The organism is Roseofilum sp., from assembly GCF_982964205.1.
In genome coordinates, this window is record NZ_CEZBFX010000003.1 from 61,242 (window position 1) to 74,902 (window position 13,661).

At 46.2% G+C, this 13,661-nt stretch carries 10 protein-coding genes; 8 read left to right on the forward strand and 2 right to left on the reverse strand.

What is annotated here, in order from left to right:
* Positions 1–15: 15 nt before the first annotated feature.
* The 6 genes from AC3A14_RS01475 to katG all read left to right on the forward strand — a co-directional run bounded on the left by AC3A14_RS01475 (position 16) and on the right by katG (position 8,434).
* A complete protein-coding gene (locus AC3A14_RS01475; protein ID WP_318732699.1) occupies positions 16–681 on the forward strand; it encodes a pyridoxamine 5'-phosphate oxidase family protein in 666 nt (221 codons plus the stop codon).
* A 295-nt stretch (positions 682–976) separates the two neighbouring features.
* Positions 977–2,644, forward strand: a complete 1,668-nt coding sequence (locus tag AC3A14_RS01480; protein WP_318735836.1) for a BCCT family transporter — start codon at positions 977–979, stop codon at positions 2,642–2,644.
* Positions 2,645–2,722: 78 nt separating this feature from the next.
* Positions 2,723–3,751 carry a dihydroorotase gene (gene pyrC, locus AC3A14_RS01485; RefSeq protein WP_318732698.1) on the forward strand — a complete coding sequence of 343 codons (1,029 nt, stop codon included), beginning with the start codon at positions 2,723–2,725 and terminating at the stop codon, positions 3,749–3,751.
* A 71-nt stretch (positions 3,752–3,822) separates the two neighbouring features.
* Positions 3,823–5,664: a nuclease-related domain-containing DEAD/DEAH box helicase gene (locus AC3A14_RS01490; protein WP_318732697.1), complete on the forward strand. Its 1,842-nt coding sequence runs from the start codon at positions 3,823–3,825 to the stop codon at positions 5,662–5,664.
* A gap of 42 nt (positions 5,665–5,706) precedes the next feature.
* Positions 5,707–6,036: a low molecular weight protein tyrosine phosphatase family protein gene (locus tag AC3A14_RS01495; protein ID WP_413039080.1), complete on the forward strand. Its 330-nt coding sequence runs from the start codon at positions 5,707–5,709 to the stop codon at positions 6,034–6,036.
* Between the two features lie 235 nt (positions 6,037–6,271).
* Complete coding sequence (gene katG / locus AC3A14_RS01500; RefSeq protein ID WP_413039081.1) at positions 6,272–8,434, forward strand: catalase/peroxidase HPI; 2,163 nt, start codon at positions 6,272–6,274, stop codon at positions 8,432–8,434.
* A 167-nt stretch (positions 8,435–8,601) separates the two neighbouring features.
* On the opposite strand, the gene uvrB is transcribed toward katG, so the two are convergent.
* The gene (gene uvrB / locus AC3A14_RS01505; protein WP_318702136.1) at positions 8,602–10,590 is read right to left on the reverse strand and encodes an excinuclease ABC subunit UvrB; all 1,989 of its coding nucleotides are present in this window, start codon (positions 10,588–10,590) and stop codon (positions 8,602–8,604) included.
* Between the two features lie 187 nt (positions 10,591–10,777).
* Here uvrB and AC3A14_RS01510 point away from each other — a divergent pair, with 187 nt between their 5' ends.
* The gene (locus tag AC3A14_RS01510) at positions 10,778–11,293 is read left to right on the forward strand and encodes a hypothetical protein (RefSeq protein ID WP_318702135.1); all 516 of its coding nucleotides are present in this window, start codon (positions 10,778–10,780) and stop codon (positions 11,291–11,293) included.
* Positions 11,294–11,587: 294 nt separating this feature from the next.
* Positions 11,588–12,721, forward strand: a complete 1,134-nt coding sequence (locus tag AC3A14_RS01515) for an RNA-guided endonuclease InsQ/TnpB family protein (protein WP_487778898.1) — start codon at positions 11,588–11,590, stop codon at positions 12,719–12,721.
* A 20-nt stretch (positions 12,722–12,741) separates the two neighbouring features.
* Here AC3A14_RS01515 and AC3A14_RS01520 read toward each other — a convergent pair whose 3' ends face one another.
* Positions 12,742–12,903 (reverse strand): hypothetical protein, encoded by a 162-nt coding sequence (locus AC3A14_RS01520; protein ID WP_318702132.1) that lies wholly within the window; start codon positions 12,901–12,903, stop codon positions 12,742–12,744.
* Between the last annotated feature and the right edge of the window lie 758 nt (positions 12,904–13,661).

The following is a 13,661-nucleotide window of genomic DNA, read 5'->3' on the forward strand; positions in this document are numbered from 1 at the left end:
TCTGGAGATCTACCTATGTCCACTACAAAACCGCTGCAAGTGACCGATCGCTCTGCCGTGAAACGTAATCCCAAACGGGGATGCTACGATCGCGCCACGATCGACCAAATTTTGGATGAAGCACTGGTCATTCACGTTGGTTTTATGGCCCATAATCAACCCTTTGTCATTCCGATGAGCTATGGACGAGATGGCGATCGCCTCTATATCCACGGAGCCGTAGCCAGTCGAATGCTCAAGAATTTAGAGCAGGGCATTGAGATTTGCGTGAGTGCCACTATATTGGATGGCATTGTCATTGCGCGATCGCTCTTTCACCATTCCATGAATTATCGCTCGGTGATGTTGTTTGGTCGTGCCACATTGGTTGATGATGAGCAGGAAAAGCGGCACGCTCTCAAAATCCTATCCGAACACATTGTCCCCGGGCAATGGGAACAAGCCCGCCAACCGACACCGGCTGAAATGAAAGCAACAACGGTATTGGCTTTCCCCATTGAAGAAGGCTCTGCCAAAGTCCGCAGTGGAGATCCTAAGGATGATGCTGCTGACTATGAGCTACCGATCTGGGCAGGACAATTACCCCTGAAACTTACCCCTGGCGTTCCCATTCCCGATTCTCAACTGCGATCGGATATTACCGTCCCTGAGAACCTGTTGAATTATCATCAAGGTGCATAACAGCATAACTTTGTTTGCTCTGTTCTGGTGCGCGATCGCTCCAACCATAAGTTGATTGCTCAAAACTATAGCGCTTCGCGTTAGGGAATGGAGATTAGAAGAGACGGCAAGGCTTGATTGTGCCCGTGAAGATTTAGATGATTATCAATGGCAACCAGCCAAAGATCAAGGCGTTTTCATTGTTGGCAAAAAACCAGATTAGGAGTGAGCAGAGTTTAATTTCAGAGAAATCCCGTAAAGATGATACATTGTAGCCAACATGCAACTACTTTAAGGAGGATTGACTGAAATTTCCATGCACGATCCATCAAACAAGCGATCTCATCTGTCCAACCCTCACCGAACACCCGGAGATACCAACATTACCCGCTTTCCTGGATTTGATTTTCATCCAGAGGTTTTTATCACCTCCGGGATATTAATCCTACTGTTTGTCCTGTTGACTGTTCTGTTCAAAGAACCGGCTGAAACGGCATTTGGACAAATTCAAACCTTTATTGCTGAAGGAATGGGCTGGTTTCTGATCTTAGCCGTCAGTATTTATCTGAGTGTGGCCATACTGCTGGCCCTGAGTCGCTTTGGCTCAGTCCGCATCGGTGGCCAGGATGCTCGTCCTGAGTTTCCCACCTTTGCCTGGCTTGCCATGCTGCTGTCCGCTGGCATGGGGATTGGGTTAATGTTTTGGAGTGTGGCTGAACCGATTTACCACTTCCAATCGCCACCGACGATTTTAGGAACGATTGAACCAGGAACCAACGATGCAGCGCAACAGGCCCTAAGTATTACCTTTTTCCATTGGGGATTTCATGCTTGGGGTATCTATGCTCTAGTTGGCCTGGCACTGGCCTTTTTTGCCTATAACCGTGGATTGCCCCTGACCGTCCGCTCTGTATTCTATCCTCTATTGGGAGATGGCATTTATGGTTGGATGGGCAACGTTGTTGATGTCTTGGCTGTCACGGCAACCCTGTTCGGCTTAGCCACCTCCCTGGGGTTTGGAGTACAACAGGTGAATGCTGGGTTCAATTTCTTATTCGATCTTCCCATTAACGCTCCAGTTCAAGTTGTTCTGATTGCTATTATCACTGGATTTGCTACCGCATCAGTTGTGTCAGGTCTCGACGCTGGAGTCCGTCGGTTGAGTGAATTAAACATGATTTTGGCTGCCATCCTGATGGTCTTTGTGCTATTAGCTGGGCCAACCATTTTCCTGCTGGGTACATTTGTACAAACCACAGGATTTTATCTGGCATCCTTACCCACATTCAGCTTTTGGACTGAAACCTTCCAATCTACGAGTTGGCAAAATAGCTGGACCGTTTTCTATTGGGGATGGTGGATTTCTTGGTCTCCATTTGTGGGGATTTTTATTGCCCGTATTTCCAAAGGGCGTACAGTCCGGGAATTTATCTTAGGTGTGTTGCTGTTGCCGTCGCTGCTCACCTTCCTCTGGATGTCAGTTTTTGGGGGAACTGCACTAAACCTGGAATTGGGTGATAGTCCTGGCATTATTGCAGATGCTGTTAATGCTGAAGTAGCCACAGCCCTATTTGTGATGCTACAGCAACTGCCCTTAACAGGTCTTACCTCTTTTGTTGGCATTATTTTGGTGGTTGTGTTTTTCGTAACTTCCTCTGATTCCGGTTCCCTGGTTGTCGATAACTTAACATCGGGTGGAAAATTAGATTCTCCTGTGCCTCAGCGAGTATTCTGGGCGGCAATGGAGGGTGTGGTGGCAGCCGTGTTGCTTTTAGGAGGAGGTTTGACGGCCCTACAGACGGCTGCAATTACCACTGGGTTGCCCTTTGCGATTGTTCTGCTGGTAATGTGCTACAGCCTTTATCGAGGACTTGGGGAAGAATACGCTGTGATTAAGTTGAAATCAAGTTCAGCAGCAGCCCCTACAGGGCAGACTCAGATTGAAACCGTACAAAAACCGATTGAAAAGGGCCCCATTTACTAGCCAGTTTGATTCCTAGTTTCGACTTTGGAACTAGGGATCTCTAATCCATGGAGATCCAATCCAGTTTATGATGGGAGGATGCAACAGCTTACCTTGACTCGACCTGATGATTGGCATCTCCATCTGCGGGATGGTGAAGCGCTAAAAGCCGTTTTACCCTATACCGTGCGACAGTTTGTCCGTGCGATTATTATGCCTAATTTGAAGCCCCCAGTGCGATCGCTCGCTGATGCTGTTGCTTATCGCGATCGCATTCTCGCTGCCATTCCCCCAGGCAAACAGTTTGAGCCATTAATGACGCTCTATCTCACCGATAATACCAGCCCAGAAGAGATCGTTCAAGCGAAGGACTCCGGGTTTGTGAAAGCGGTGAAATACTACCCATCCGGAGCAACAACCAATTCAGAATTCGGGGTTACAGATATTCGGAAGTGCGATCGAGTCTTTGAGACCATGCAACAAGTAGACTTGCCCTTATTACTCCATGGAGAAGTCACCGATCCAGACGTGGATGTATTCGATCGCGAAAAAGTCTTTATCAAGCAACATTTAATTCCCCTCAGACAGCGATTTCCCAAACTGCGCGTCGTACTAGAACACATCACCACCTCAGATGCCGTGGAATATGTCCTCGAAGCGGACAATATCGGCGCAACCCTCACCCCCCAACATCTCTTATTTAACCGCAATCGCATCTTCAAAGGCGGTATTAATCCCCACTTTTATTGCCTACCCATTTTGAAACGGGAAACCCATCGTCAATCCCTTCTACAAGCCGCAACCTCCGGCAATCCCAAATTTTTTCTCGGCACAGATAGCGCCCCCCATACCCGCACCAGTAAAGAAAGTGCCTGTGGCTGCGCCGGTTGCTTTTCCGCCCTCCACGCCCTGGAATTATACGCAGAAGCCTTTGAGAGCGTTAATGCCCTCGATAAACTAGAAGCCTTCGCCAGTTTCTACGGGCCAGATTTTTATCAACTTCCGCGCAATACCGAACAGATTACCTTAACCAAAACCACCTGGAGAATTCCCGATGAAGTGCCCTTTACCGAATCTGGGTTAGTGCCTTTACGCGCAGGACAGGAGATGACCTGGCAAATGATTTGAGATGGTATATTTTCCTTTGGAATTGGGTACTCTGTCGGTATGCAGTATTCGTAATATTCTCCAAATAGATTATGGCAAAGTGTTTTCCATCTTTAGAAGAGATTGAGCGTTTTCGAGTTCCTCTTGAACCAGGTGAGCGTCATCTACTTGATTTTCTACTTCATCACCTTGACGACAATTATGAAATTTATGTCCAGCCTTTTCTGAATGGCGATCGTCCTGATTTAATAATTGTTCGCCAAAATTCAGGTGTATTAGTGATCGAGGTTAAGGATTGGCATTTAAGGAACTACTTAAATCCTAAGGGTGGACTTTCATCGTGGAAGCTATGTAAAAATAATGGACAGATTCGCTCTCCCTTGGCTCAGGTAGAAACCTATAAACAGCATCTTTATACACTTCATATTAATTTGCTATTTGAACGCAAGATTCAGAACAAAAAATGTTTTTCAATTGTTCAAACTGCTATTTACTTCCATAATGAGACTACAAAGGATGCTCAAAGTTTCTGTCATAGTGTGAATTACACGCATATACTAGGATATGATGCTCTGAATACTCAAGATTTTAATAGGTTGCTTGAGAAAGCACATCTTAAGCATCAATCATTGATGTTTGATGATGACTTGTATCAGAGTTTTAGGCGATTCTTAAGACCACCGGAACATATCTCTGACATGGGTAAGGATATTCAATACACAAAACGACAACAGAATTTAATTCAAAGCCAGCCAAAAACTCGTCAGAAAGTTCGTGGATTAGCTGGTTGTGGGAAGACAAAAGTTCTCGCAGGTCGTGCTGTTGCTGCCTATAGTCGTACAAAAGAAAGAGTTCTTATATTGACGTTTAATATTACGCTTCGCAATTATATTCACGATCATTTAAATGAAGTTCGCGCCCCTTTTCCTTGGTCTAGATTTGAGATTACAAACTATCATCAATTTTTCAAAACACAGGCTAATAGCTACGGGGTTGAATACAATGATTTTCTGAAAGCAGCCGATGAAAAAGATTTCTTCCATCCTGTCAAAAAAGATATACAACGCTATAAAACTATTTTAGTAGATGAAGTACAAGACTACAAAACTGAATGGCTGCGCTTGTTGGTGAATTATTTTCTTGCAGAGGATGGTGAATTTGTTGTCTTTGGTGATGAAAAACAAAATGTTTATGGTCGTAAAATGGGGGAGGATAGCTTTCCTGTAATTCCTTCCATACCGGGTCGTTGGAATCAATTAAATCAGTCATTTCGTATGGAATTAACTACATTGAAAATTGCTCAAAAATTTCAGGATTTTTACTTTAAGAATTTGTATGAATTAGATAGCGATCTTGTGAGAAATCAGAGAAACATATTTGAGGAGCCTGCAAAATTCAAATATTATGAGCAACCCTACAATAGTGATGAAATATTCCAGCTCATCCGTAATGAAATTGTATTACTCAATATCCATCCCAATGATTTAGTAGTGCTGGCACCAACACACGAAATTATTCGTGCTTTAGAATATAGGTTTCGCCATATTGCTCATGAGAATACAACTCATGCAGGTGAAACAGAAGAAGAGTATCTCTCTCTTTTACAAAAATATAATCTTGAGAATTATGAATTTCCTAAAGAAAATCCAGACTTCAAGTCTAAACTACAAGAGATTCAGCGTGGACGTAAGTTGCATTTTTGGCCCCATGCTGGAACCGTTAAGCTCTCAACTATCTACTCGTTTAAGGGCTGGGAAGCTCATTCTCTTGTGTTGGTTCTTAGCAATGTGAATAGTATCGACGAGCAAGAATGTCTCCATGAGTTGATTTATACGGCGATAACACGCGCTCGTAAAAACTTAATCATAATTGACTGTAACAGTCTATATAGTAAATTCTTTAGCCCTATTGCTAAAAACTTTTTGGAGAATTGATTTATATACAGTCTATTTTTTACTCTCGCTCAAATGGTGTTGATCGTGAAATTACTTTTCGTTTGCAGTAAAAATCAGCTACGCAGCCCTACAGCCGAAGCAATATTCGCCGAGTACGAAGGATTAGAGGTCGATTCAGCCGGCATAGATCGAGGAGCTGAAATCCCTCTGGGTACTGAAGAGATCGAGTGGGCCGATATTATTTTTGTTATGGAGGAGTCTCATCGCAGAAAACTCTCAAAACAATTCCAGCCGTGGCTCAAGAATAAACGAGTAGTCTGCTTGGATATTGCTGATGAGTACGAATATATGGAGCCAGCTTTAGTAGAATTATTGAAGAGGAAAGTTCTACCTCTGTTGGGAACTTTTTGATGAGATAGTCTGGCGTTGTTGGGTGTGAGGATAAAGACGAATCCATTGCCATGATTCTGTCTAACGTTAGATTGAGAGACAACAGTTTAAGTGAGTAGGTATTGTCGATCTTGATGGAAAAACTACATTGGATTGGAGATCGCTGTATGTGTTTTGAAAAACCTAGTGTTAATCCTAATTGAAGATAATATACATATTGTAAGCCACACAAGGAAACAGAATAATGAATGATAATGTGACAACCACCAGCGGTAAATGTCCGGTGGTACACGGGGGAATGACAACAACTAGCGTGGCCAACGTAGAATGGTGGCCCAAGGCACTCAACCTCGATATTTTGAGTCAGCACGATCGCAAGACCAATCCGATGGGGGCAGACTTTAACTATCGGGAAGAAGTGAAGAAACTTAACGTAGCTGCGCTCAAACAAGATCTACATGCCCTGATGACCGACAGCCAGGACTGGTGGCCAGCCGACTGGGGTCATTATGGTGGGTTGATGATTCGCATGACCTGGCACGCAGCCGGTACCTATCGTATTGCCGATGGTCGCGGTGGTGCGGGTACAGGTAATCAGCGATTTGCACCCCTCAACTCCTGGCCGGATAACACCAACCTGGACAAGGCACGTCGTCTGCTTTGGCCGATCAAAAAGAAATATGGTAACCAGCTCAGTTGGGCGGATCTGATTGCTTACGCAGGTACCATCGCCTATGAATCCATGGGGCTAAAAACCTTTGGCTTTGCCTTTGGACGGGAAGATATCTGGCATCCCGAAAAAGATATCTACTGGGGTGCAGAAAAGGAATGGCTCGCCCCCAGCAACAATCCCCAAAGTCGCTATTCTGGCGATCGCGATCTCGCAAATCCCCTGGCTGCCGTGATGATGGGGCTGATCTATGTCAACCCTGAAGGCGTAGACGGCAATCCCGATCCCCTCAAAACCGCCCATGATGTGCGCGTGACCTTTGGTCGCATGGCCATGAACGACGAGGAAACCGTCGCCCTTACCGCTGGGGGGCACACGGTAGGTAAATGCCACGGTAACGGTGATGCTGCGTTGGTTGGTGCAGAACCCGAAGCCGCCGATATCGAAGAACAGGGCTTGGGTTGGGTCAACAAGACCAATGGCGGTATTGGCCGCCATGCCGTAACCAGTGGTATTGAAGGAGCCTGGACGACCTATCCTACCCAGTGGGATAACGGCTATTTCCAGATGCTCCTCAATTATGATTGGGAACTGAAGAAAAGTCCGGCAGGTGCGTGGCAGTGGGAACCCATCAACACCAAGGAAGAAGACAAACCTGTTGATGTTGAAGACCCCACAATTCGCCGCAACCTAGTCATGACGGATGCCGATATGGCGATGAAGATCGATCCTGAATATCGGCAGATTTCCGAACGCTTTTATCGCGACCCCGAATACTTCTCTGAAGTCTTTGCACGGGCATGGTTCAAACTGACCCACCGTGACATGGGGCCAAAAACTCGTTACATCGGCCCTGATGTGCCGCAAGAGGACTTAATCTGGCAAGATCCGATTCCTGCCGGAAACACTGACTACGATGTTCAGACACTCAAGGACAGAATTGCCGTTAGCGGTCTGAGCATTAGCGAAATGGTCTCTACTGCCTGGGATAGCGCCCGAACCTTCCGGGGGTCGGACAAGCGCGGGGGGGCTAACGGGGCACGGATTCGTCTGGCCCCGCAGAAGGATTGGGAAGGCAACGAACCGGTGCGTTTGGCCAAAGTGCTGGCTGTCCTGGAAGGTATCGCAGCCGATACGGGTGCCAGTGTTGCCGATGCGATCGTCCTCGCTGGTAACGTCGGTATCGAACAGGCGGCTAAGGCGGCTGGTTTTGAGGTTACGGTTCCCTTTTCTCCAGGTCGTGGCGACGCAACGGACGAGATGACTGATGTCGAATCGTTTGCTGTGCTAGAACCGATCCATGACGGCTACCGTAACTGGCTCAAGGAGGACTACGCTGTTAGCGCCGAAGAGTTGATGCTCGATCGCACCCAACTGTTGGGTTTAACTGCTCCTGAGATGGTGGTGCTGGTTGGCGGTCTGCGCGTGCTGGGAACCAACTATGGCGACACTAAGCATGGTGTGTTCACGGAGCGAGAAGGGGTATTAACCAATGATTTCTTTGCGAACCTAACGGATATGAACTATCTGTGGAAACCCGTTGGTAAGAACCGGTATGAAATCCGCGATCGCAAGACCGATCGGGTTAAGTGGACGGCAACACGGGTCGATCTGGTCTTCGGCTCCAACTCAATCCTTCGTTCCTATGCCGAAGTTTATGCCCAGGATGACAACAAAGCCAAGTTCGTGCAAGACTTCGTGGCAGCTTGGACAAAGGTCATGAATGCTGACCGCTTTGAATTAGCCTAACTTTGGGGATGCCTTCCCGCGCTGTTGAGGGAAATATCGTCAGTTTTGGATAAGCTGAAACCCTTATTCTGTTTTGGGCTGCACTTCCCCTTCTTTCATCAAATCAGCCACAAAATGCCCTTAACCAAAACTGACGTTATCTAACGATCGCAACTCGATATGCCTTGTTAATTATTCATTTGCAAGGATTTAATCCGATCGCGCAATTGAGCCGCTTTTTCAAACTCTAAGTTCTGGGCAGCAGTTTTCATCTCGGTTTCCAATTGGTGAATGAGTTCTGGAATCTCTTCTAAGGGGACTGCATCTTGAGCAACTTGACCGGGGTCTACCCCCTGGGCATTGAGGCGACGAGAGATGTCTAGAAACGCCAGGATGCTGTTGTCGGCAGATTTTTTGATCGGTTTGGGGGTAATGCCATGGAGTCGATTGTGGGCCATTTGAATGCCACGACGACGTTCGGTTTCGGCGATCGCCTTTTCCATACTGTCTGTCAGGCGATCGGCGTATAAAATTGCTTGTCCATTTACGTGACGCGCCGCCCGACCGATGGTTTGAATCAGGGAACGATAGGCCCGTAGAAAGCCTTCTTTATCGGCATCCAAAATAGCGACTAGGGACACTTCCGGTAAATCCAAACCTTCTCGCAATAAATTCACCCCAATTAAAACATCAAATTTCCCTTCCCGTAAGTCTTGTAAAATTTCAATCCGCTCAATGGCTTGAATCTCGGAATGCAGATAGCGCACCTCAATAGAGCGCTCTTGTAAATAGGTGGTTAAATCCTCCGCCATCCGTTTGGTTAACGTCGTTACTAACACCCGTTCTTTGCGCTTAACTCGTGCTTTAATTTCACCAAGCAAATCATCAATTTGTCCTTCTATGGGACGAACTAAAACTTCTGGATCAATTACTCCTGTAGGGCGAATAATCTGCTCAATAATTCGGTCTTCCGATAGGTCTAATTCCCAATCTCCGGGAGTGGCGGAAACAAAGACACATTGATTGACTTTTTGCCAGAACTCTTCCGCTTTCAGGGGGCGATTATCGGCGGCACTAGGGAGGCGAAAACCATGATCGATTAACACACTTTTCCGTGCGCGATCGCCGTTATACATGGCTCTGATTTGGGGCACGGTGACATGGGATTCGTCAATCACCAAGAGCCAATCTTCTGGGAAATAATCGACTAAACACTCTGGGGGTTCTCCTGGTTGCCGATTGGCTAAATAGCGGGAATAGTTTTCCACTCCATTACAATAGCCGACTTCTTGTAATAACTCTACATCATAACGGGTGCGCTGGTCTAAGCGTTGGGCTTCCACTAATTTCCCGGTGGTTTCTAAATGTTGAATGCGCTCTTTTAATTCTGCCCTAATTTGTTCGCAAGCGATGTCAACTTTCTCCTTGGGAGTGACAAAGTGACGAGCGGGATAAATACTCAGACTATTGCAGGATTCCAAGGCATTTCCGGTGGTCGGATCGATATAGTAGATGCGATCGATTTCATCGCCGAAAAACTCAACTCGAATAATCCAGTCTTCATAGGCTGGGGCAATCTCTAAAATATCCCCTTTTACCCGAAAATTTCCGCGACTTAGTTGGGTATCATTGCGGGTATATTGAATCGTGGCGAGTTCTCGCAATAGTTGCCGTTGATCGATTTCTTGTCCGATTTCTAGGCGAATGGCTGCTCTGAGGTATTCAGTTGGCATTCCCAAACCATAAATACAGCTAATAGAAGCGACAACAATTACATATCGATGCTCGAATAAAGAGCGGGTTGCTGAATGACGGAGCATATCAATTTCTTCATTGATAGCGGCGCTTTTTTCAATGTAGGTATCGCTTAAGGGAAGATAGGCTTCTGGTTGATAATAATCGTAATAACTGATAAAATATTCCACAGGATTGTGGGGAAAAAACTGACGCAATTCATGGCAAAGTTGGGCCGCTAGGGTTTTGTTATGGGCTAAAACCAACGTCGGTTTGCCGACTTTAGCGATCGCCTGGGCAATGGTATAGGTTTTTCCCGTTCCCGTAGCTCCCAAAAGGGTTTGATAGCGATGTCGGCCGTTTAGGGTTTGGGTTAATTGGGCGATCGCCTGGGGTTGATCTCCCGTTGGCTCAAAAGGTGCATCTAGCTTAAATCCGTCCATTTAATGATACCGATTAAGAAACCAAAACAACCAGCTTAATCTATGATTACATTTATTTACAGATTTTTGTGTTTTTGCACAGTCTTTCGTAAACTAGAAAGAGTTTAAACTTTTTTTAAAGTTTCTTACGTCTATCATTTGCCCCTATATAGACAAACCTCTGTGAGCGGTAAAAAGGCAATGGGTTATGAGCGATAAAACCAATAACGGTACAACGATCAGCAGCAGTGCAACTCCAGACCAATCCTCCGAACCGGCTTCATCCAGTGCCGCTGAGACTCCCAAACCTGTGACATCTCAAGATAAGGAAAAAACTCCGATGACTCAACCCCTGAAACTTGGCTCTAAGCCAGAAGCAACAGCTACCATTAGCGAGCAAGCGACTCGTTTGTCACCCTTACCCGGAAACCGTCCGGTGGGGACAACGGATCTGAAAATTAGTAATGCTCTCCAAGTGGGGCCCCTTCCGGGGAATCGACCCATTGAAGCGAGTCATCTGCAAGTGAACAGTACCCTATCTTCTGCTGGTACTCGTCCCATCATCTCCACTGGACTGAAGATTAAGGAAACCTTCGCCACGTCTGGGAATCGTCCCGTATCTACCACCGATTTAAAAATCAGCCAAACCATTACGGTAATGGGAAATCGCCCGGTTGCGGATAACAATATTGATGGGCCCGATTTAATGGGATATCTTGACTAAACATTTCCGCATAACCAGCCATCTGTTAGTCTACAAGCACAAACCTGAGTCAGTTGTACTGCCCAGGTTTTTTTGTGTATAGCGCTTTGCGCTGATAATGGTTAATGAGAACGGCTTAAGCAAAATGAATCAGATATTCTCCATAGTTGGGAACCCAGCTCATCCATTCACCTGGCGAAACTTCACGTAAAGCCTCCGATACGTTTTTCCTCCCCGTCGCTGTCTTCGCGGGGAGGAAAAACGAACGGCGAGTTTAGTCGCCTGCATTCACCTAGGTGAATTAATAATATAGCCATGAAACAAACGTTGACGATAGTTTGCCAGCTTAACCCCACGCCAGAACAAGCTCAAAAGCTTGATAAAACTCTGGTGGCGTTTGCTGAGGCTTGTAACTACGTCAATGAAACTGTAAACCCCAAAATCAAGAATAAGAACCGGATTCAGGCAGAGACCTATAAAGAAATCCGCAGTCGATTTGGCTTGTCGGCGAATTTGGCTGTAAGGGCTTGTGCGAGGGTAGCTGCCAACCGTAAGGTAGGCAAGCCAGTTAAGAGCTTCAAGTCCACATCAGCGGACTATGACGCTCGTATCTTCAGCTATCGAGAAAAAGACCAATCTGCCAGCCTGACAACAGTCGATGGCAGATTGGTTATGCCAATGGTTCTCGGTAACTACCAGATCGGTAAACTGAAGGGACATACCCCTACGTCAGCCACGCTTTGCAAACACCGGGATGGACTGTTCTACCTGCACGTCCAGGTCAAGGACGAAACCCCTGAGCCGATCAATGATTCGGGGGTTAAAGGCGTTGACCTGGGGCGTACAGACTTAGCGATTAGCTCAGAGGGGGAGAGGTTTTCAGGGAATGAGGTAAAAGCGAAGCGAGATAGGTTTGCTCTTCGTCGAGCTTCTATCCAACGGAAAGGCACAAAGAGCAGTAAGCGACTGCTGAAACGGCTATCTGGCAGAGAGAAGCGTTATCAGACATGGGTAAACCACAACATTAGTAAACGGATTGTTGAGTGTGCATACTCAGCGAATCAAGCGATTGCGCTGGAAGACTTGACCGGGATTCGGGAGCGTACCAACCAGCAGCTAAGAAGCAAAACTGAGCGTAGGCGTTCCAATAGTTGGGCATTCTATCAACTCAGGATGTTTATCGACTACAAAGCAGCGGCTAAAGGTGTCCCCGTTGTTCTGGTGAATCCTGCGTACACCAGCCAGACTTGTCATCGATGCCTGCACATCCACCCCGAAAAAGGAAAGTCTTACCGTTCTGGCAAGACTTTCAAGTGTGGGTATTGCGGATGGAAAGGTGACGCTGACTTGAATGGAGCCAACAATATCAAACGTCTTGGAGGCGTTGTAACCCGCCTCGAAAGCGCCAGCCTGCTGTCTTGCTCTCTGCTAGACAGAGTAACAGGTTAGGGCTAGAAAGCCCCGTCGCTTTAGCCCGGGGATTGGTTACATAATAATAGGGCTTCATCTGCGGCCCAATGGCTGGGGCGTTCCGTTAGCATAATCCAGGAATCGGACTGGAGGGGACTCGAAAAGGAAGTAAAACCGGATTGAGTGGCGATCGCCTTTGGCGATTGAGTTAAGATGGACATCCTTCAAACTCCTGACCTCAGGGTAGAGGCACTTGCATCTTTTCCAACCATAAATCAATTTTCAAAACTGTATCTCAAAATACAAAAAAGTCATTAAATCGTACATCCTACCCCATTCAGCTCTTCATAAATCTCAAAACTTACTCATTTGTTTTTGAGCAGGTCGTGCGATCGCACGACCTGACCCGAGTAGTGGCTGAGTCAGTCGTACTGTCCAGGTTTTTTCTCTGGGAATAGGGAATTATAAGCGTCTCGATCTTCATCAAAACTTCATATGGCTCTATGTAATGATCGATGAATATGAAGAGTCTGTAAACTCTGATTTTCCCAGAGTTTTCCCGGTAGAAGTTCTCAAAAGACCGGTCTACCATAGAATGATGAGGAAAGCGATCGCTTCCTTTGACTTTAGTCCAACTCCCAAGGCAATTCCTGAAGCCAGTGTTGTGGCTCCTTTAGATCTCCTAGCGACGGGGAGGTTCACGATCAACAGAAGAGGCAGTCAGACTCTAATCCGATCTCAATACAGAAATACGGATGTTTAATTTCGGTTATCCGCAGAAATGCAGGAATAGGTACGGAGTCAAAAAGAGTAGATCTTTTCCTAAACTGAAAATCCCTGGGATAAATTCCGTAAAAATCAGCAATTCTTTGCCCATAGTCCCCAGAAAACAAGAATTTCAGCTTTTCAAGGTATCCGTAAACTACGGAAAATTAACCTCAAAATCATAAAAAAACGCTCTAACATGAAGAGTCAGTAA